The organism is Blastopirellula marina DSM 3645 (assembly GCF_000153105.1).
GTDB classification, from domain to species: domain Bacteria; phylum Planctomycetota; class Planctomycetia; order Pirellulales; family Pirellulaceae; genus Blastopirellula; species Blastopirellula marina.
In genome coordinates, this window is record NZ_CH672376.1 from 2,209,120 (window position 1) to 2,228,767 (window position 19,648).

A 19,648-nucleotide genomic window follows, 5' to 3' on the forward strand; every position below is an offset into this window, starting at 1 on the left:
TGCGCCTATTCGGCGGGGCCTCACCGGCCGAAAAAAACGCTCCGCCCGCAGCAAGCGTCTATAATAGAGAGACAATCCCCTTTTTAGCTGACGTTTATGCGCCAGCGCGATATAAAACATGGTATCGCAACACGTTACCGCTCTTCCCCCGGCTAGTCATGGCGACTGATACCACAGACTCCCCCATCTCTGACGCGCTCCGCAATCAGGTCAACGACGATCGCCTGATTCAAAAGAAGCTGCGCAAGACGCGTTGGCAGTTGAAAATCGCCGAATTAGCGGCCGCTTGTATGTTGTTCGCCGCCGGCGCGATCGCTTTTCTGTTGTTGTTGGCGGTTGTCGATCATTGGGTGCTCAATCTCAGCTTTCCGTTGCGACTCGCGGCGCTGGCCGCCTTTTTAGGAAGTGCTGGCTATTTCGCCTGGACGATGATCTTGCCCTTGCTGTGGCGGACGATCAGTCCGGTCTACGCCGCGCGGATGATCGAGCAGGGACAGCCGGCCCTGAAAAATGGTTTGATCAACTTTTTGCTGCTCAAACAAGAAGCGAAGCCGATCCATCGCGCCGTGCTCGAAACCGTGCAACAGCGCGCCGCTTCCGACTTAAAAGAATACGCGACCGAAACGACGGTCGATTTCTCGAAGGCGATTCGCGTGGGGTATGTGTTCGCCGCGGTGGCGCTGGCGTTTGTGGTTTACAAAATTGCTTCGCCTAAAGATCCGTTAACCACCGTGCACCGCGTGATTTCTCCGTGGGCCGATATTGCGCGACCGTCGCGCGTCGATATTGTTGAAGTCCTGCCGGGCGACGTGCAGATCTACCAAGGCCAAACTGTCGAAGTTGCGGTCAAGGTCTACAATTTTGACGAGGAGGAACAGGTCGAGCTCTTTTTCTCGTCAGCCGATCGGCGGATCGTCGATCAGAAGGTGACGCTCGAGCCGGATGAGAGCGGGCTCTATTTTCGCGGCGTGATTGCGCCCGCAGGACAAGGGATCCAGCACAACCTGGCCTACTTTATCAAGGCCGGCGACGCGACGACGCGCGACTACCACATCACGGCTACTGCGGCGCCGTCGATCGAAGTGGTCGACATTCGCTATGACTATCCGGCTTACACCATGGAAACGCCGATCACGCAAGTGCGAGACGGCGCCGTCAAAGCGCTGGAAGGAACACGCGTCACCGTCAAAGCGGTCTCGAACTTGCCGATGGAAGATGCGTTCATCGAGTTCGATCCCGACGCCGGCGATCACGCGAATACGGCGCGGACGAAAATGACCGTCAGCGCCGACGATCCGACCAGCGCGATCGGGACGTTCGTGATCGAATTGGTGCGTCATCCCTCTGCCGACAATCCCGAAAAAATCAAAGCGACTCCCAAGCATCGTCGCTATCAGTTGCGTTTCAAAACGGCCGCAGGCGATTTGAATCCTTACCCGGTCGCCTATCCAATCGAAGTGATTCGCGATCTCTCGCCTGAGGTCGAACTGTTGCGTCCTGCCGGCGACAAGATTCGCGTTCCGGCCAACGGCGGCGCGGCGCTGGAGTATCGCGCCATTGATCCCGATTATGCGGTCCGGCAATTGACCGTGATCGGCGAAGTTGATGGCAAAGAACGACTCCGCACTCCGCTGCTGCAGCAATCGACCACCGGCAACGTGATCGAAACCTATCGCTTTGTTCCCGGCGAGCAAAAACTGAAATCAGGCGACCAGGTCACCATCTACGCGCTGGCCGAAGACAATCGGACCGACGCGGCCGGTCGACCAACGCCCAACGTGACGATCTCACGCTCGCTGACGATCGAGATCACCAATCCAGAACAAGGCGCCGAAAAACAAATCCCACCGAAACAAGCTGGCGACCAACAACAAGATGGGGACAAGAACCAACAAGGCGGTGACCAGCAGCAAGGTGGAGACAAGAATCAGCAAGGCGGTGATCAACAGCAAGGTGGTGACAAAGACCAAATGGGCGGTGATCAGCAGCAAGGTAGTGACAACGACCAAATGGGCGGCGATCAGCAGCAAGGCGGGGACAAGAACCAACAAGGCGGCGATCAACAGCAAGGCGGTGACAAGAACCAACAAGGCGGCGATCAACAGCAAGGCGGTGACAAGAACCAGCAAGGCGGCGATCAGCAGCAAGGCGGGGACAAGAACCAGCAAGGCGGCGATCAGCAGCAAGGCGGGGACAAGAACCAGCAAGGCGGCGATCAGCAGCAAGGCGGTGGCAAGAACCAACAAGGCGGCGATCAGCAGCAAGGCGGGGACAAGAACCAGCAAGGCGGCGATCAGCAGCAAGGCGGTGGCAAGAACCAACAAGGCGGCGATCAGCAGCAAGGCGGTGGCAAGAACCAGCAAGGCGGCGATCAGCAGCAAGGCGGTGGCAAGAACCAACAAGGCGGCGATCAGCAGCAAGGCGGTGGCAAGAACCAGCAAGGTGGCGGTCAACAGCAAGGTGGTGACCAAAACCAAATGGGCGGCCCACAGCAAGGCGCCGGCGATCAGAACCAACCAGGCGGTTCGCAGCAACGCGGTCAGCAAGGGGCGCAAGACCCCAATCAGAATGCTCCGCCGAAGCCGTTAGCGGCCGATGACTCGCAAGCGGGCGACGCGTTCGAGCGCATTCAGAAGTATCTCGAGAAGAAAGAGCAGGAAGCCGCCGGCGGCGAAAAGAGCGGCGAGCAACAGGGCGCGATGCCTGGTGACAAAGCCGATGGCGGCGCTTCGCAGCCTAAAGACTCGGGCCAGCCAGATCGTGATCACGAAGCGACCGGAAATCAAACTCCCGAAAAAGGGGGCGAGCCCAAACCGTCAGAGTCTGGCGTCGATTCAGACGCTGACAACTCACGCCAAGAAGGCGGCATGAAGTCCGAAGGCGAAAAGCCCGAAGATCAACAGGCCGGTCGTCAACGCGGCGAGGGCGAGATGAAAGATCGACAAGGGGACGAATCGGGCGGCGACTCGGAAAAGGGGGCTCCTACCGAGTCCGAACCAAAATCGGATCCGATGGGCGAAGAGCGGACCGGCGATAACGGCGCCGGCGATGCCGGCAAGTCGGGAACAGGAAACCCCGGCGCCGACGAAGATCAAGGAAGTCCCTCCTCGCCCGAAGGCGCACCGAATACCCCGTCCGACAAGATGGGCAAGCCGGACGGCGGCGAAGAGAAGAGCGAGCAAGGCCCCAAAAGCGCCGTCGGCGATCACAAAGAGAACAAGCAAAACAATAGCAAAGGCGAAAGCGACGGCGATCGCTCAGGCGGCGGCGACTCTGGCGGTGGGCAATCGGCCAAACAAGAAGGTCATGATTCGCCTGGTGAGTCGAGCGCCGCCGACAAGGGAACTTCCGCATCTAAGCAGCGCGGCGATGGCGAAGAAGGCTCTAAAGGGGGCGATCAGGCCAAGACCGATAAGAAAACCGGCGCCCCTGGCGAAGAACAAGGAGAGGGCAGCGGCCGTGACGACAAGGGGGACGGCGACAAGTCAGGCGGTGGGAAGCCAGGCGAACCGAACGAGCAAACCGGCCAAAAACCCGAATCAGGCGGCGAGTCGAATCAATATGGCGACGGCAATCCAACCGGCGGCGGAGGCATGCCCAGCGATCAAAACGCGACGCCAGACGCCGGCGGTCCCGAGCACGGCGGCGACGAGGCGAACCTAGACTATGCCCGCAAAGCGACCGATCTGGTGCTCGACAAGCTGGAGCATGACCAAAAGGAACCCGATCAAGAGCTGTTGAATCAGCTTGGTTGGTCGAAAGAACAGTTCCGCGAGTTTACCGAGCGCTGGAAAGCGATGAAGCAAGCGGCCGACGCCGCCGCGCCCGGCAGTGAAGCGAAGCAAGAGCTGGACGAGGCGCTGCGCAGTCTGGGACTGACGCCGGGCAAAGATCAGCTTCGCCGCAACGAGTCGAATTCGGCTCAGCAAGGGGGCGCCGCGGATGTCAACCGGTCGCGCCCTCCGGCCGCTTTTCTGGAACAATACAAGGCTTATCTCAAAGGCTCCGCCAAACAGGCGCCTCGCTGATCATTCACCCTGACCCACCTCGCCTGCGCAGCTGCGGCTAGTGCTGGCTTTTCTGCATGACCACATCGACGCCGCGTTACCTTGTGCCGTTTCATCCGAAGCGGGTTTCTCACTACTTCACCGATGTCTTGGTGCTGGGGGGCGGAATCGCCGGCCTGCGAGCGGCGCTGGAGGTCGACCCGGCGTTGTCGGTGTTGATCGTGACCAAGGATAAGATCTTGGAATCGAACAGCAACTACGCCCAGGGTGGGATCGCCGGCGTGCTGGACGAGGAAGACCGGTACGAAGATCACGTCGCCGATACGATCACCGCCGGCGGCAGCTTGTGCAATCCGGCCGTGGTCGACATGGTGGTGCGCGAAGGGCCGGCCTGTATTCGCGAGCTGATTCAATGGGGGACAGAGTTCGACTTAGAAGATGGCCAGCTCGCGTTGACCCGCGAAGGAGGTCATGGACGTTCGCGTATCGTCCATGCGCTGGGAGACTCGACCGGCCGCGAAGTGATTCGCGCAGTCGTCAAGCATGTGCGAAGTCGCGAGAACATCCAGATCTGGCAAAATGAATTCACCCTCGATCTGATCACGCACGAAGGGGAATGCCGCGGCGCGCTGGCTTCCGACCAAAAGCATGGCCGCACGCTGATCTGGGCGAAGCAAACCATTCTCGCGACCGGCGGCGTCGGGCAGATCTATCGCGAGTCGACCAATCCCAAGGTCGCCACCGGCGACGGCTTGGCGCTGGCGATTCGAGCCGGAGCGCAGCTGCGTGACATGGAGTTTATGCAGTTTCACCCGACGGTCCTCTACATCGCCGGTAGCGGCCGCAGTTTGATTACCGAAGCGATTCGCGGCGAAGGCGCTCATCTGCTCGACCGCAGCGGCAATCGGTTTATGGCCGATTACGACCTGCGGGGCGAATTGGCGCCGCGAGATGTCGTTTCGCAGGCGATCGTCTCGCAAATGGAACGGACGAAGGCTCCCTGCGTCTTTTTGAGTCTCAGCCATCTCGACGCCGATTTTGTTCGCCGTCGATTTCCGGGCATCGCCCAGGCCTGCGGCAAGTTTGGGATCGACATCACCAAAGATCGCGTCCCGGTCCGGCCGGGCGCTCATTACATGATCGGCGGTTTAACGGTCGATTTAGAAGGGCGGACGACGCTGCCGGGGCTATGGGCGGCCGGCGAGGTGACTTCGACCGGATTGCACGGGGCAAATCGTCTTGCGTCGAACAGTTTGCTAGAAGGACTCGTATATGGAAAAAGGAGCGGCCACGGCGCCTCGCAAGCGGCGCTGGAGATGCCGGATCGGTTTACTGCGCTGAATCTCGAAAATCCGCAGTTGCCGTCGGCCGAGCCGCTCGATTTGGAAGATATTCGCAATTCGCTCACCAGTTTGATGTGGCGATCGGTCGGCGTCCGCCGCGAACAGGCGGGACTTGCCGAAGCGGTCGACATGATCGATTCATGGCGCAGCTACGTTTCCTTACAACAATTCGATCATCCCGCCGGCTGGGAGCTGCAAAATATGTTGCTCGTGGCGCGGGCGATCGCTCAGTCGGCGCTTGCCCGGCGCGAATCGCGCGGGGTCCATTTACGGATGGACTACCCGCAAATCGACGATGCGCACTGGAATCGCCATCTCAGCTATCCTATCGATTAACTCCCCTCCCCTTCCCTGATTGTTGCTCCTCATTTAGCCGGTTCCGGTTAAACCTTGGTTCATACGGCCGTTGCTGGAGTTTTAGCAAACGCCGATTTGAATTAAACTACGCCGTTTACGCTGTTGTTGTTCCGCCAATGAGCGGCGCATCGAGCGAACTGCGCACAAAATCCTCTCCATTTCTTCATCGATTCAAAAACGACGGTTGGCAAGTATGGCACAGTCGAGCGGAACCCCGATGATCGAGGCGGATCGCCTCTCGAAGTTCTATGGAATTTTCGCCGCTTCGCGCGACGTCTCATTCCAGGTCCATCGCGGCGAAGTGGTCGCTTTTCTCGGCCCCAACGGCGCCGGTAAAAGCACCACGATGAAGCTGCTGACCGGATACCTTTCGCCCAGCGAAGGGGTCGCCAAGATTGCGGGTCACAACATGATGACCGATCGCTTGGCGGGGTCGTCGATGCTGGGCTACTTGCCCGAAAATGGCCCGCTGTATCCCGATGCGACGCCCCACAGCTTGCTGATGTTCTTTGGCGAAGCGCGCGGCATGACTCCCGCCCAGCGTAAAGAACGGATTGAAGCGGTGGTCGATCTGTGCAACTTGCACACGGTCCTGCACAAGCCGATCAGCAAGTTGTCGAAGGGCTACAAGCAACGCGTCGGCATGGCCCAGGCGATTTTGCATGAGCCGGAAGTGCTGATCCTGGATGAGCCGACATCGGGACTGGACCCCAATCAAATCCGCGGCGTGCGCGAGATGATTCGCCGCTTGGGAGAGGAAAAGACCATTTTGCTCTCGACCCATATCTTCCAGGAAGTCGACGCGTTGGCGACGCGTGCGATTGTGATCAACGAAGGACGCCTGATCTATGACGGCGCTATCGATGCGATGAAGCAGCCAGGCGAATCGCTGGACGACGCTTTCTATCGCATGACCAAGGGAGTGAACGCGCTCACTCCTGCAACGACCTGATTGACTCTTACCCCATCCACTTGGCAAAGCTTACGACTTTCCCGAAAGCACTGACGCTATCATGGCTTGGATAAACGCAATTACGCTGGTTTGCTTCGATCTGATTTTCGCAGGCGCCTTTTTCGTCGCGATGATTCCCTTGTTGCTGGTCAAGCAAGCCGCTTACGCGGTGATGAAACGCAATTTTAAATCGTACTTTAGCAACCCGACGGGCTATGTCTTTCTCGCGATCTTCGTGTTGTTGACGTCGATGGCGGCATTTTGGCCACATGAGTTCTTCAACGCCAATCTGGCGAATCTCGCTCAGCTGAACCAGAATATCGGCTTGATCATGCTGGTCTTTGTGCCGGCGATCACGATGGGACTGTGGGCCGATGAGCGACGCCAAGGCACCGACGAGCTGTTGCTGACGTTGCCGGCCACCGACTTTGACATCGTGATGGGCAAGTACCTGGCCGCCGTCGCCGTGTTTAGCGTTTCGCTCCTCTTTTCGCAGTTCTGCAACTTCCTGGTGCTGAACGCGCTGTCGGAAGGGGACATGGATATCGGTTTGTTTTTGACAACCTATATCGGCTATTGGTTTATCGGCCTGGCGATGATCTCGCTCGGCATGGTCGCGTCGTTCCTTACCCACAACCTGACGCTCGGCTTTGTGATGGGGGTGCTGATCAACGCACCGTTCGTCATGCTGCAATACGCCGACGCGTTTGTGACCGGAACCGGCTGGATTCAATTTTTTAGCCAAGCGAGCATCGGCAGCCAGTTTGAGGACTTCGGCCGCGGAGTGGTCAGTCTGTCGTCGCTCGTCTACTTCATCATGTTGACGGTGTTCGGCGTCTATCTCAGCATGGTGCTGATTGGACGGCGGCATTGGCTGGGCGGAAAAGATGGCGAATCCCGTCTGGGACACTATCTGTTGCGGACGATTTCGCTGGTGGTGATCGCTAGTTCGGCGACGTTGTTCTTTGTGCTGCATGATTCGCGCTGGGACGCGACCGCCGGCAAGACCAGTTCGATCTCACCGCAAACGATGAAGCTGATCCGCAACCTGAAGTCGGACGAGCCTGTCCGGATCGAAGCGTTCATCAGCGCTGAAGTCCCCGAGTCGTACGCCGAAGTGAAAAGCGACCTGATCAGCTATTTGAACGAATTTCGCGGCGCCAGCGGCGCCAAGATGGACGTCTTTATCTACGACGATCTTGAGCCGTTCAGCGAACTGGCCGAAAAGGCCCGCGATCAATACGGGATCATGCCGGTGCAAGTGGTCGGCGAAACCCGCGGCATTATGCAGGCCAAAGAAATCATCCTGGGCGCCGCCGTGCAGCGTGGGCTTGAGAAAGTGGTGATTCCTTTCTTTGGGAATCGCATTCCGGTCGAATACGAACTGGTTCGTTCGATCAGCACCGTGACCGATCAACAGCGCAAGCGAATCGGCGTGTTGACGACCGACGCGATGTTGTTCGGCGGAGTTCGCCCTGATCCGACCAATCCGTTCGGCGGTTTTCAGAACGTCCCCAAACAGCGGATCGTCGACGAGCTAGAAAAGCAATACGACGTCGAGCAGGTCGATCCCGGTGAGCCGATTGATCCGACCAAGTTTGACGTTTTGGTCGCTGTACAACCTTCGAGCTTGACGCAGCCGCAGTTGGATAACTTGCTCACCGCGATCAAAGCCGGCGTGCCAACGGCGGTCTTTGATGATCCGGTGCCGCTGACGATGAATCAAGCGCCGCCGATTTCGGCGCCGAAGGCTCCGCAAGGGAGCGCCATGTTCGGTCGCCAGCAACCTCCGCCGCAAAAGTGCGACATTCGCCAGCTTTGGAATCTGCTAGGCGTGACGCTCAGCGGCCAACAACTGGTGACAGATCAATACTTCAACGCCAACATCATCTGGCAGAAATATAATCCGCATCCCAAGCTGCGAATCGGCGGCGGTGGACAGATTACGCCAGAATGGGTGTTTGTCGATCGCAACACGCCGATCGCCGAGGATGCGCTGTCGCCGCTCAATCCTGATATCGACATCTCGCAGAACTTGTCGGAAGTCTTGTTCGTTTATCCCGGCGCGATTCTTCGCAGCAAAAATTTTCCGCAGTCGATGACCTTCACGCCTTTGATTCGGACCGGAAGTTTAACCGGCACCGTGACGTTGGATGGATTGACGCGTCAAGGAAACGATCCGACGGGACAGCGTGCGCTTACCGGCGAACAATATACGTTGGCGGCGCTGATTGAGGGTACGCCGAGCAGCAATATTGATAAGCTCGCCGATCCGAACCAAAAGCAAACGGAGACGGCCGCGACCACGCCGATTCGCGTCGCAATGGTCGCCGATATCGACTTGCTGCACAGCGCCTTTGTCGGCTTGCAGGCCGAGAAGAACGACCAGATCGAGTTGAGTCTCGACAATACGACCTTCGTATTAAACCTGTTGGACAACCTGGCTGGGGACGATCGTTTTACGACCATTCGCGGCAAGAGTCCCCGTTTGGCTCGTCTGACGATGGTCGATACGATGACCAAACATGCCGTCGAAGAAAGCACGCGCGAAGAAGAAGCGGCCAAGACGGAGTTTGAAGCGGAACAAAAAGCGAAAGAAGAAGAAATCAACAAGCCGGTCGAAGCGCTGCAAGAGTTGATTACGAAATTACAGGCGAAACAGGCTCGCCAGCAGATGACCGCGGAAGATCAGATCGAACTTACCAAGTTGGCCAAACGCGTTCGCGAGCAGGAAGCGGTCGCGAATCGCAAACTGCAGGTCGAAGCGGAACGGATCACGAAAGAACTGCAAGAAACGCAACAGCACATCCAGCGCGATCTCGATCGTCAGGTGCTGAAAACACAGAATACGTTCAAGATGTTCGCCGTTATTTTGCCGCCGATTCCGCCGATCTTGGTTGGCCTGATCGTCTTCGTCATCCGCCGCATCAAAGAACGCGAAGGATTGTCGAAGGATCGTATCGTCAAGTAAGCGAAGCAGCGCCGTAGGCGTAACAAAATCTGTTGAATCCGATATTTCATCTACCGACGTCGAGATCCCGTTAGGGGAGCCAGTAGCGATGAACGAATTAGTCAAAACGTCAATCTTTGTCGGGGTCGCCGCCCTGTTTACGATCGGAGCGATCATTTCGCGACCGGTCCTAGCCCCCAGCGATCCAGAAGACGAAGTCGGCCAGCCGCTCTTTCCGGAATTTGACAATCCCGACCAGGCGGCTTCGCTCTCGATCACCAAATACGACAGTGAGCTTGTCACGCTCAATTCGCTGACGTTGGAAGAAAGTCCGACCGGTTGGGTCGTCTCATCCGAAGGAGGCTATCCGGCGGATGCGGCCGATCAGGTTCGCAACGCAGCGACGGCGCTGATTGGTTTGAAAGTGATCGGCGCCTTCGATGCGATGCCGAGTCAGTTGGCCGATTTCGCCCTGGTCAAACCGGACGCCGAGACGCTGAACATTACTGATAGCGGCGTGGGGCAATTGGTGGTGATTTCGAACGCCGACAAAAAGCCGTTGGCTGAATTGATCATCGGCAAGCAGGACGACAAGCAACCGGAGAATCGCTACGTCCGTATTCCCAGTCGCGATCGCGTCTATGTCGTGCACCTGGAAGCCGACGCGTTTCCGATCGAATTTGAAAAGTGGATTGACAGCGACCTGCTTGAGCTGAGTCCTTTTGACGTGACGCAAATGACGTTTCGCGACTACAACGCGGCGCTGTTGCAAGGGGGCGCCGGCGGAGCGCGGATAGATCGTGCTGACAAGATGGAAGCGGTGGTCGACTATAACGATATCGACAACAAATGGACGCTCAGTTCGCTGAAGCTGCTGCAAAACGGACGCCTAGCGCCGGCCGAGTTGGGACCGGAGCAAAAACTGAACGACACGGCGTTGACCGCGGCGCGCACAGCGTTGGATGAATTGCAATTGGTCGATGTCGTGAAAAAGCCGGCGGGCCTGGCCGAAAATTTGAAGGTCGACGGGCAATTCAACAACGAGGGACTCGATACGCTGATCCTGAACGGATTTTTGCCATACGGTTCGGCGCCGATGACCTTGATCGGCGATAGCGGCGAAATCAACATTCATACGAAAGACGCGCTGAAATATCGCTTGCTCTTCGGCAAAGAAGAAGATGGCGGCGAAGAAGGACCACGCCGTTATTTGATGGTGCAAGTCGAGCTCGACAAAGCGGCGCTGCCGCCGCCAGAGATGACGGCGGTTCCTGAACTGAAAGAAGGGGACGGCGTCGATGTGAAGAAATTGGCCGACGAAATCGCCGCGATCAAATTGGCGAACGATCGCGCGCTCGACGCCTATCGCGAAAAGCAGAACGCCGCGCTGCGGAAAGTCTTCGAGATGAATTCTCGGTTCGCCGATTGGTACTACGTGATTTCCAACGAGCAGTATCGCAAGATCCTGCTGACGCAGAACAAGCTGATCGATTCGCCTGCCGGGGCCGCTCCTCCGCAGCAACCTCAATCGAGCGTGCCGTTCATGTTGCAACCGACTCCCAAACCGGTGCAACAACCGCCGGTCCAAACGATGGAGCCGGCGACCAAGCCAGAGCCAACCAAGCCAGAGCCAACCAAGCCGGCGACGGAAGAAGCGGCGACAGAGCCGGCCGAAACGCCGGAGAAACCGGCGGAAGAAAAGTCGGCTACGGAAGAGCCCCCGGCTGCTGAATAGTCATCTTCCTCTTCGTAGCCCGCTGCGCCAGCGAGCTACGAAGAGAACTTTCGCTACTCTTTGGGTTGCGAGGTTGCGGAGATCTTGGCTTGGAGTGCGGCTCGTTGCTCTGCGTCTTCGGCGGTCAACAGCGCAACCGCTTCTCGCCAAGCGTCAATCGCTTCGGCTGGTCGTCCGGCGGCGGAGAGCGCGTCTCCTAGATGTTCTAGCAGCACGGGATCGGGCTCTTCGATCTTCGCGACCGCTTGTTGCAATTGACCAACGGCCAGATCGAAACGACCTTGGCGGAAATAGGCCCAGCCCAAGCTGTCTCGATAGGCGGCGTTATCGGGGTCGGCCAAGACAGCGGTTTCCAGCATGAGGGATGCGCGGCCGAGATTGCGACCATCGTCCGCCCACAGATAGGCCAGGTCGTTCATCGCGCCGACGTCTTCTGGGAATTCATCCAAAATCTGTTCGAGCCATTCTTCGCGCTCTTCGTCCGTTTCCGCCAAGGCCGATAGCATCAGCCTTGCTTGTCGCAGCACTTGCCGCGTCGGCGCGTCTTCGCGCTCGCTATCGAATTGCGCCAGCAGGCGGCGATAACTTCGCTCGGCTTCAGTTTTGCGCTGGGCGTAGAACAAAATCCAAGGGACTCGACTGGCCAACGCGGCCGAATTGGGATCGAGCGCAATCGCTTTTTTGGCGGCTGCCAGCGCTTCGTCAGGTCGATCGTTCATCGCGAGTAACGCCGCCAAATAATCATAGGTTGCGGCGCGGCCCGATTTTGGCATTTTGGCGGCCGCCGCTGTTCGCAGCGCTTTTTCTCCCAGGTCGTATTGCTTGGCGACCATCCAGGCCAAGCCGAAATCGACCAGCGAGGGCGCCGTCGCAACCGAATCTCGTTGGTTGGCGATTTCGAGCCATTTCCAAGCGTCGGCCCCTTGTTCGCGCAGCTTGCAGAGCTGGGCGATTGCCTGAGCCGTGGGAACGTTCAACCCTGCTTTCGCCATACGCCGCTTTTCGGCGGCGGCGATCAACGCATTAGCCGCGACGTCATCGGCGGCGATTTGCTCGAGTTGGTCCTGCAGCGTCGAGAGATTCCGATTGCGCGCGGCGACGGCGGTCAGCGTGTCGAGCAACGCTTCCCAGTCTTTCGTTTTCCACTGGGCGATTGTCAAAGTCTGGTAGGCGTCGCGACTCGCGGATTTTTCCAGATGCGGTTGAACCAGGGCTATCGCCGCTGCCCAATTTTCTTCACCCAGTTGAACTTGGGCGAGGAAATAGGCGAGCGCCGCGTCTTGTTGGTTCGCGTCGTAATACGGGGTGAGTTCTTTCAGCAACCGGGCGCGGACTTCGGCAGGCGCGGCGCCCTGTTGGGTCCAAATATCACGGAGTAATCGATAGGGAAGATCGCCGGCGGCGATGTCATGTTTAGCGGCGATCACCTTTTGCACGCGCTGCTGGGCGACGTCAAGATGATCGGCGGCCAGGTCGACGCGGGCAAGTTGCAGCTCTAATTGATCCGGCTCGGCTTCGCCGATCGCGGCGCGAAACTGGTTTTCCGCCGCTTGAAAGTCGCCGTTTTTGAGAAACGCTTCGCCCAGGGCGCGGTGAATGGTCATCCCGCCGCGGCCTTCATCCGAATTCATGATCGTTTCGACTTCCGGCAGCGCCTGGTCGATCAGTTGTACGAGCGTCGTCGCTTCTTGCGCCGCTTGGGGCGCGTCGTCTAGCTTGGCGTAGAGATCCAGCAGACGCAGGCGCGTCGCGAGCAGTTGGGAGATCGCTTTCCGTTCTTCCAACGCGGCTGCGCCACGTGCATAGTATTGGGCGCTGCGTCGTAAGTCGCCGGTCTCGATCGCATAGGCGCCCATCAGCAACAGGAAGTCGGCGGACGCGTCCGTTTGCCGATCGGCCAACAACAGCGCGTATCGCGACCCTTCTTCCATTCGCTTTTGCGAGAAAGCGACCTGAACGATGGATTGCAAAATTGCCTGAGAGTCAGGCGACAAGCGGTGGGCCCGTTGATAACGACGCTGTGCGGCGGCGAGCTTTTCGCGCTGCTGCAACATTCGCCCTTCGATCAGCAGGGCTTCGGTCGTCGTCCGATTGGCGTCCGCTTCGGTCGGCGGCTCACGCGGAACCAGAACCGGGGGAAGTTCGACAGGCAACGTCTGGGCGCTCGCCATCGGCGACAGCGAGCAGGTTCCCAGCAATGTCAGGCCAAGTAAAAGCGTTTGTTTCATGCGAACCGCAGGTTGAATCATCGAACAAGGAAAGATCGCGTCTCTCCTATTCTAGATGATCCTGCCGCAGCGGACCAATCGCGATTACTTCGGCTTTCGCTTGCTGATGGCGCCGGTCGATTTTTTGACGACCTTCTTTTTGGTCGGTTTCTTTTCGACCGTCTTCTTGTCGACCGCCGCTTTGGGGGCCGGCTTCTCTACCGGTTTCTTCTCGGGGACCCTCTTCTCAACAATGGAGGGCCCTTTTTTCTTCGGCGCTTTTTTGGTGGGCTTTCCGGCGGTCGGTTTGACCGGCTTTTCGTTCGCCTTTTTGATTGCGGCGGCCCGTTTGCGGGCTTTGGTGACTCGCTTTTCTTCGGCGGCGGCTTCGGCGGCCGCTTCTTCTTTGGCGGTCGGACGTTTGGGGAAACGCGTTTTGGCGTCCGGCGCGATTTCGAGAATGTAGTCGCGGACTTTCTTCGAGTAGGGATTCACTAAGAAATCAACCGCCAACTCGTGGATCAGCGAGCTGTACTCGACCCCTTTGGTTTTGGGGATCGCGCGCTCCATGCCGGGAACGCTCTTCTTTTTCGCTTCGCCGTCGGAGATGATTCCGAGGATCCGCATCAACTCGACCAGCGCGTCATCGGTCGGAACCGCGTGACCGCCGAGCGCGTTTTGCGTGACATAGCCGACGATAAACGGCGTGATGCCGGTGAAACGCTCGATCTGTTTGATCGCTTTTCCCTGGTTCAGCTTTTTCAGGCTTTCCAGGTCATACGTGTAGAGCGTTTCAAAGACATTTTGCAGGATCGACTTCAGCTTGTGGGCCGAGGATTGCGGCTGCGGCAGCTTTGCGCAGACTTCCGATAGTTCGACCAACGACGTGACGCGAACTTCGTTCCAGTCAAAGTAGTTAGTCGAGAGCACGCTGAAACATTGCTCAGCGGCGGCGCGCGGCGAATTTTCTAACAGCGCTGCAAACGCTAATTGCTCCAGCAGCGGGCGCGAATCGGTGTCGGCCGACGTGTAATGTTTCTTTACGACTTTGTGGCTGGCGGTGATGAGACCCGCGCGGTTCGTAGCGGCCATGGTGATTACGTCGTATGCTCCCGTGGTGTGTTTCTAAGGCGAACGCCTACGTGTGAAGAAGACGCTTACTCTTCAGGTGGCGTCGGCAGGTCGAGTGGCGCCGGTTCCTCGTCGTCGTCCTCTTCTTCCGGCTCGTCATCTTTGGGCAGCACGTCCTTTAAGATACGCGCCACTTCAAGCGAGTGCTTGACTCCCTTGTCGATGACAAATTCCAGCTTCGGCGTATAACGCGTGTCGATGCGATCGTTGATCTTCGCTTGCAGGAAACCGGCCGAACGCTTCAGCCCTTCCAGGCAATCGGCCTGCTTCTTCTCGTGTCCCATGATCGAGACGTGCACTTTGGCTTGGCGCATGTCAGGCGACATTTCGACGGCGGTGACCGTTACTCCGGTGACGCGGGGATCGCGCAGCTCGGTAATGATCGCCATGCTGACGACTTCGCGAATAGCCGAGGCGGCTTTTAGTAGGCGGCGTGAACTCATATCAACGATCCCAACAAGCGGCTATGCGTCGCAGTGATGCGACGGCGAAAAGAAGTTGGCGGTCCTTCGTTTTGCAAGCCGTGTGGAGTCTGGGCTCCGATAAAGGCAAAGTCGAGAAGCGCCGCAGCGGCGCTTCTCGACAGAATGGTTAATCAAGCGTCCGGGCGAATTCTTCGATCTTGTACGCTTCGAGAATATCGCCATCTTTGATGTCGTTGAAGCCTTGCAGTCGGATGCCGCATTCGTAGCCTTCGCGGACTTCTTTCGTATCATCTTTTTCACGACGCAGCGATTCGAGCGGATAATCGCCGATCGTGCGGCCGTCGCGATTGACGCGGATGCGGCAACCTCGTTCGATGATTCCACCCAACACGCGGCAACCGGCGATCGAGCCAAGTCGGCTGACCACAAACACGCGCTGCACAAGTGCGCGTCCCAACTCATTGATCCGCTCTTCCGGTCGCAACTGACCTTCAAGCAGCAATTTGAGTTCTTCGGTCACCTTGTAAATGATGTTGTAGCGACGAATCTCGATTCCCTTGTCATCCGCGAGCGAGCGAGCCGCTTCGTCCGGGATCACATTGAACGCGATGATCACCGCTTCGGAAGCCGAAGCAAGGGTGACGTCGGCCACAGAAACGGCGCCGACCGCGGCTTGCAGCACGCGGACTTTAACTTCGGGATGATCGAGCTTTTCCATTTCTTTCTGGAGAGCTTCGATCGAACCGCGAGTGTCAGCCCGAATGATGACGTTCAGCGTCGTGACTGATTTGTCGCCGCCCAGGGTGCCCGATTCGAGCCGTTCCTGGAATTCGTCAAACGAAATCTTGACCTTATGAACGCCGAGCGATTCGGCCCGACTGCGACTGGATCGCAATTCGGCGATTTCACGAGCTTGGGCGATGTCGTCCAGCACGTAGAACTTGTCGCCGGGGCCGGGCGCCTGATCGAGACCGGTGATATTGACCGGGGTCGACGTCGGAGCTTCGGTTAGGCGTTTACGACCGTTCTGCGTGTCGTACATCGCTTTGACGCGTCCATGAGCGGGGCCGCAGACGATGACATCGCCCAGTTTCAGCGTTCCGTTCTTCACGATGACCTTGGCGAGCACGCCGCGATCCGATTCCTGTTCGGCTTCCAAGCAAACGCCGACCGCCGGGCGATCCGGGTTCGCTTTGTACTCGTGCAGTTCGGCCGTCAGCAAAATCGTTTCGAGCAGTGCGTCGATCCCTTCGCCCGAAACGGCGCTGGTTTTCACAACTTCGACGTCGCCGCCCCATTCGGTCGGCAGCAAGCCATGTTGCGAAAGCTGCTGCATCGCTTTGTCAGGATTGGCGCCTGGCAAGTCGATCTTGTTGAGCGCGACGATGATCGGCACTTCGGCCGCTTTCGCATGGCTGATCGCTTCTTCGGTTTGCGGCATGATGCCGTCGTCCGCAGCGATGATCAACACGGCGATGTCGGTGACATTGGCGCCGCGAGCACGCATTTCGGTAAACGCTTCGTGCCCCGGCGTATCGACAAACGCGATCTTCTTATCGTCTTTGTCGACGATGTAGGCGCGAATGTGCTGGGTAATGCCGCCGGCTTCGCCCGATGCGACGTTATGGCCGATGATGCGATCCATCAACGACGTCTTACCGTGATCGACGTGACCCAGGAAGGTGACGACCGGCGGGCGTTCGTGCAGCGAATCGGGAGCGTCTTCCATCTCCTCGATCTTGGTGATCACTTTGTCTTCCACCGATTGAGCTTCGCTCAGATCGATTTCGACTCCATGTTCTGCGGCCAGGTATTCGCCGGTTTCGGTGTCGATGATGGTGTTGATGTTGGCCATCGTTCCCAGCGTCATCAACGTCCGCAAAATCTTGATCGTCGCGATCCCGGTCGCTTCGGAGAAGTCGCGAATCGAACAGGGCAACTCCAGCTCGACGTTCGATTTGCGCGGCGCGGCGGTGTTAGCGCCTTTGCGCTGCGTTCTCGAACGCGAGCGACGACGCATGCGATCGCCTGAATCATCTTCGCCCGGCTTTTTCGTTCTTCGACCAGCGGCGCGAGCTTCGCGTCCGCCTGCCATCGCCGCGAGGCCTTTCGACTTCTTGCGGCGATCACCGGCTCCGGCGGCTTCATCCGTATCGGCGACCGGCGCGTCGGTTGGACGGCGCTCTTTGTCTTTCCGCTTTTTCTCGTGCTGCTTGGTGAACTCTTCCAGCGGCGCCTTCTGCCCTGCTTTGGCGCCTTGAATGGCGGCCTTCGGCAGTTGCATGATCGGCTTTTGCGGAGCGGGTTCACCCGACTTTTTGGCCGGCTGAGTCGGCGCGGCCGGAGTTGGCATCTTCGCCATCTTTACGGTCGTCGCGACTCGTTTCGGCTTGTTCGCCGCTTCGCGTTTGCTGGCGTCGCCAGGACCATCGGGAGCACGCGTGGTTCCCAGAACACGGACCTTGCCGCGCCCGCCGCCGCCGGGGGCGATGTAGTCGGTGCGGCGAATCGCGTTGATTTCGGCCGCGGCCTCTTCGGGCGCCGCAGGGGGCTCGACCGGCTTTTCGGCTTCGACCTCGACGGTTTCTTTGATCTCCGGTTCGGGAGGCGCCGGCGGCTTCACCGTTTCGGCGACGGGAGCTTCGACCGGTGGAGTAGCTTCGACTTCCGGTTCGGCGGCCGCTTCCTGCTCTTCGGGCTGCTCTTCGACGCTGACGTCGGAGGGTCGCGCGGGGCGACCATGGACGGCTAGCGGAGCATTGCCGGTACGAATGGTGCGAATTTCTTTGGGGCGGCCTGCTTGGACGGGGCGCTCTTCACGAATCGGCTGGTCAATGACCGCCTCTTTCGCAGCGCCGCTCGCTTTGGCTTTGCGATCTTGCTTCTTGCCGCCGCCGGAGATGTAAGACTTGACTTTATCGAGCTCGTCGTCGGTCAAGCTGGCGAGAGCAGAACCCTTGCCAGTGACGCCGGCGCGATTGCAGATCTCGACCAGCTCTTTGCTGTCGATATCAAGCTCTTTCGCTAACGCGTAAATACGTATGGGCACTTTGGCCTTCCTGTCATTGCCGGTCGAACGATTTCGCCCCGGTCTTTCCGGTTACCGCTTATGTCATCCCTAATTCTCCGCTAATGGAGTAGCTCTTTGGGCAACCTTCAAAGAGCCGTGGCGTTACACTTCCGCCGGCCGACAAGGCGACGGTCATTGTCTTGTAATAGTACGAGTACGACTTCGGTGTCGTTTCCCGCAACAACATTACGGCGTTTCTCCTTCCGGAGACGGCGTCGTGTCGCAGGGGGGTGTCGCCGGCGGAGCGCTGGGAGGCGCTGGGCCAGGATTTTGTTGTTCGGATCGGTTGCGGCGGCGTTCGGTTTCTAACGCTCGCTCCGCTTCCATCCCGCGATTTTCCGCTTCGTCGCGGATGCGCTCGATTTCTTCCTCGGTGAACTCGCCCATCGCCATCAAAGCGTCAGACTCAATTACCGAAAGATCGTCGTACGACAAAAAGCCTTCGCCGACCAATTGTTCGGCGACGCTGTCGGTGACTCCATCGATGCCCGTGAATGCGGTGACCGCACGTTCAATCTGCTCTTCGAGTTCTTCGCGGAGCATGATCTCAATATCCCATCCGCACAGCTTGCTCGCCAGACGGACGTTTTGTCCGCGACGACCGATCGCCAGCGAAAGCTGATCTTCTCGCACCAGGACGATCGCTCGCCCCATCATCTTGCAGAGGATCACTTCTTCCACTTCGGCCGGCTGCAATGCGTTCGGAATCAGCGTTTCCGGATCATCGGTCCAGCGGACGATGTCGATCCGCTCGCCCGACAGTTCGTCGACGATGTTCTTGATGCGATTGCCGCGAACGCCGACGCAAGCGCCGACGCAATCAACGCGTTGATCGCTGCTGTCGACGGCGACTTTGCTGCGATAGCCGGGCTCGCGGCTGATGTTTTTGATTTCGATTACTTCATCGGTGATTTCAGGAATTTCCTGCTCAAACAGACGCTGCACGAATCGTTTGTTGGCGCGGCTGAGAACCACTTTGACGCGGCTCCCTTGCTTGCGCACTTCCAGCACGATTGCGCGAACGCGGTCATTCGCGTGGAATGATTCGCCGGGAATCTGTTCGGAACGGGGCAAAATCGCTTCGACGTTGCCGAGCGCCACAATCGCCGCGCCCCCTTCGGCGCGATGCACGGTGCCGTTGACCATCTGGCCAACCATCTCGTCATATTCGTCGTGCAGCGAGTCCCGTTCGGCTTCGCGAATCTTCTGGATGATCACTTGCTTGGCGGTTTGCGCGCCAATTCGACCGACCGCTTCTTCCGGATCAACCGGCTCACCATCGATGTGACCCGAGATCGAACCATCTTCGCGGTCGATATGGATAACGACTTCCGACTCTTCCGAGTGGTATTTGCGCGTAGCGGAAACCAAGGCCGATTCAATTGCCTGAAATACGACTTCTTTGTCGATATTTTTATCACGGTGAATCGCGTCAACGATCCGCAATACCTCGGTCGGATTCATGCTTCCT

Annotated in this window: 10 protein-coding genes; 5 read left to right on the forward strand and 5 right to left on the reverse strand. The window is 58.3% G+C overall.

Translation table 11 applies throughout. From position 1 onward, the window contains the following. The first annotated feature begins 158 nt into the window (after positions 1 to 158). The 5 genes from DSM3645_RS10910 to DSM3645_RS10930 all read left to right on the forward strand — a co-directional run bounded on the left by DSM3645_RS10910 (position 159) and on the right by DSM3645_RS10930 (position 11,344). Complete coding sequence (locus DSM3645_RS10910; RefSeq protein WP_002652213.1) at positions 159 to 4,028, forward strand: hypothetical protein; 3,870 nt, start codon at positions 159 to 161, stop codon at positions 4,026 to 4,028. 56 nt (positions 4,029 to 4,084) lie between these two features. Continuing rightward, complete coding sequence (nadB, locus tag DSM3645_RS10915) at positions 4,085 to 5,686, forward strand: L-aspartate oxidase (protein WP_002652214.1); 1,602 nt, start codon at positions 4,085 to 4,087, stop codon at positions 5,684 to 5,686. Between the two features lie 238 nt (positions 5,687 to 5,924). Continuing rightward, positions 5,925 to 6,659 (forward strand): ABC transporter ATP-binding protein, encoded by a 735-nt coding sequence (locus DSM3645_RS10920; protein ID WP_116344478.1) that lies wholly within the window; start codon positions 5,925 to 5,927, stop codon positions 6,657 to 6,659. A 61-nt stretch (positions 6,660 to 6,720) separates the two neighbouring features. After that, complete coding sequence (locus DSM3645_RS10925) at positions 6,721 to 9,630, forward strand: Gldg family protein (RefSeq protein ID WP_002652216.1); 2,910 nt, start codon at positions 6,721 to 6,723, stop codon at positions 9,628 to 9,630. 88 nt (positions 9,631 to 9,718) lie between these two features. Continuing rightward, the gene (locus DSM3645_RS10930; RefSeq protein ID WP_002652217.1) at positions 9,719 to 11,344 is read left to right on the forward strand and encodes a DUF4340 domain-containing protein; all 1,626 of its coding nucleotides are present in this window, start codon (positions 9,719 to 9,721) and stop codon (positions 11,342 to 11,344) included. 53 nt (positions 11,345 to 11,397) lie between these two features. Here the strand turns inward: DSM3645_RS10930 and DSM3645_RS10935 are convergent, their stop codons facing one another. The 5 genes from DSM3645_RS10935 to nusA form a co-directional block, all read right to left on the reverse strand. Further along, the gene (locus DSM3645_RS10935; RefSeq protein ID WP_161603322.1) at positions 11,398 to 13,572 is read right to left on the reverse strand and encodes a tetratricopeptide repeat protein; all 2,175 of its coding nucleotides are present in this window, start codon (positions 13,570 to 13,572) and stop codon (positions 11,398 to 11,400) included. Positions 13,573 to 13,656: 84 nt separating this feature from the next. Next, a complete protein-coding gene (locus DSM3645_RS10940) occupies positions 13,657 to 14,643 on the reverse strand; it encodes a hypothetical protein (protein ID WP_002652219.1) in 987 nt (328 codons plus the stop codon). A gap of 65 nt (positions 14,644 to 14,708) precedes the next feature. Next, on the reverse strand, positions 14,709 to 15,125 hold the full coding sequence (gene rbfA / locus DSM3645_RS10945) for a 30S ribosome-binding factor RbfA (RefSeq protein ID WP_002652220.1): 417 nt from the start codon (positions 15,123 to 15,125) through the stop codon (positions 14,709 to 14,711). Positions 15,126 to 15,273: 148 nt separating this feature from the next. After that, the gene (gene infB / locus DSM3645_RS10950) at positions 15,274 to 18,156 is read right to left on the reverse strand and encodes a translation initiation factor IF-2 (protein WP_002652221.1); all 2,883 of its coding nucleotides are present in this window, start codon (positions 18,154 to 18,156) and stop codon (positions 15,274 to 15,276) included. A 207-nt stretch (positions 18,157 to 18,363) separates the two neighbouring features. Next, positions 18,364 to 19,641, reverse strand: a complete 1,278-nt coding sequence (nusA, locus tag DSM3645_RS10955) for a transcription termination factor NusA (RefSeq protein ID WP_002652222.1) — start codon at positions 19,639 to 19,641, stop codon at positions 18,364 to 18,366. Positions 19,642 to 19,648: the final 7 nt, after the last annotated feature.

Excerpts from the sequence above, each read along its gene's own strand:
- DSM3645_RS10930 (WP_002652217.1), top strand. The coding sequence starts at position 9,719 with ATGAACGAATTAGTCAAAACGTCAATCTTTGTCGGGGTCGCCGCCCTG.
- nusA (WP_002652222.1), bottom strand. The coding sequence starts at position 19,641 with ATGAATCCGACCGAGGTATTGCGGATCGTTGACGCGATTCACCGTGAT.
- nadB (WP_002652214.1), top strand. The coding sequence starts at position 4,085 with ATGACCACATCGACGCCGCGTTACCTTGTGCCGTTTCATCCGAAGCGG.
- DSM3645_RS10910 (WP_002652213.1), top strand. The coding sequence starts at position 159 with ATGGCGACTGATACCACAGACTCCCCCATCTCTGACGCGCTCCGCAAT.
- DSM3645_RS10925 (WP_002652216.1), top strand. The coding sequence starts at position 6,721 with ATGGCTTGGATAAACGCAATTACGCTGGTTTGCTTCGATCTGATTTTC.
- DSM3645_RS10920 (WP_116344478.1), top strand. The coding sequence starts at position 5,925 with ATGATCGAGGCGGATCGCCTCTCGAAGTTCTATGGAATTTTCGCCGCT.
- rbfA (WP_002652220.1), bottom strand. The coding sequence starts at position 15,125 with ATGAGTTCACGCCGCCTACTAAAAGCCGCCTCGGCTATTCGCGAAGTC.
- DSM3645_RS10940 (WP_002652219.1), bottom strand. The coding sequence starts at position 14,643 with ATGGCCGCTACGAACCGCGCGGGTCTCATCACCGCCAGCCACAAAGTC.
- DSM3645_RS10935 (WP_161603322.1), bottom strand. The coding sequence starts at position 13,572 with ATGAAACAAACGCTTTTACTTGGCCTGACATTGCTGGGAACCTGCTCG.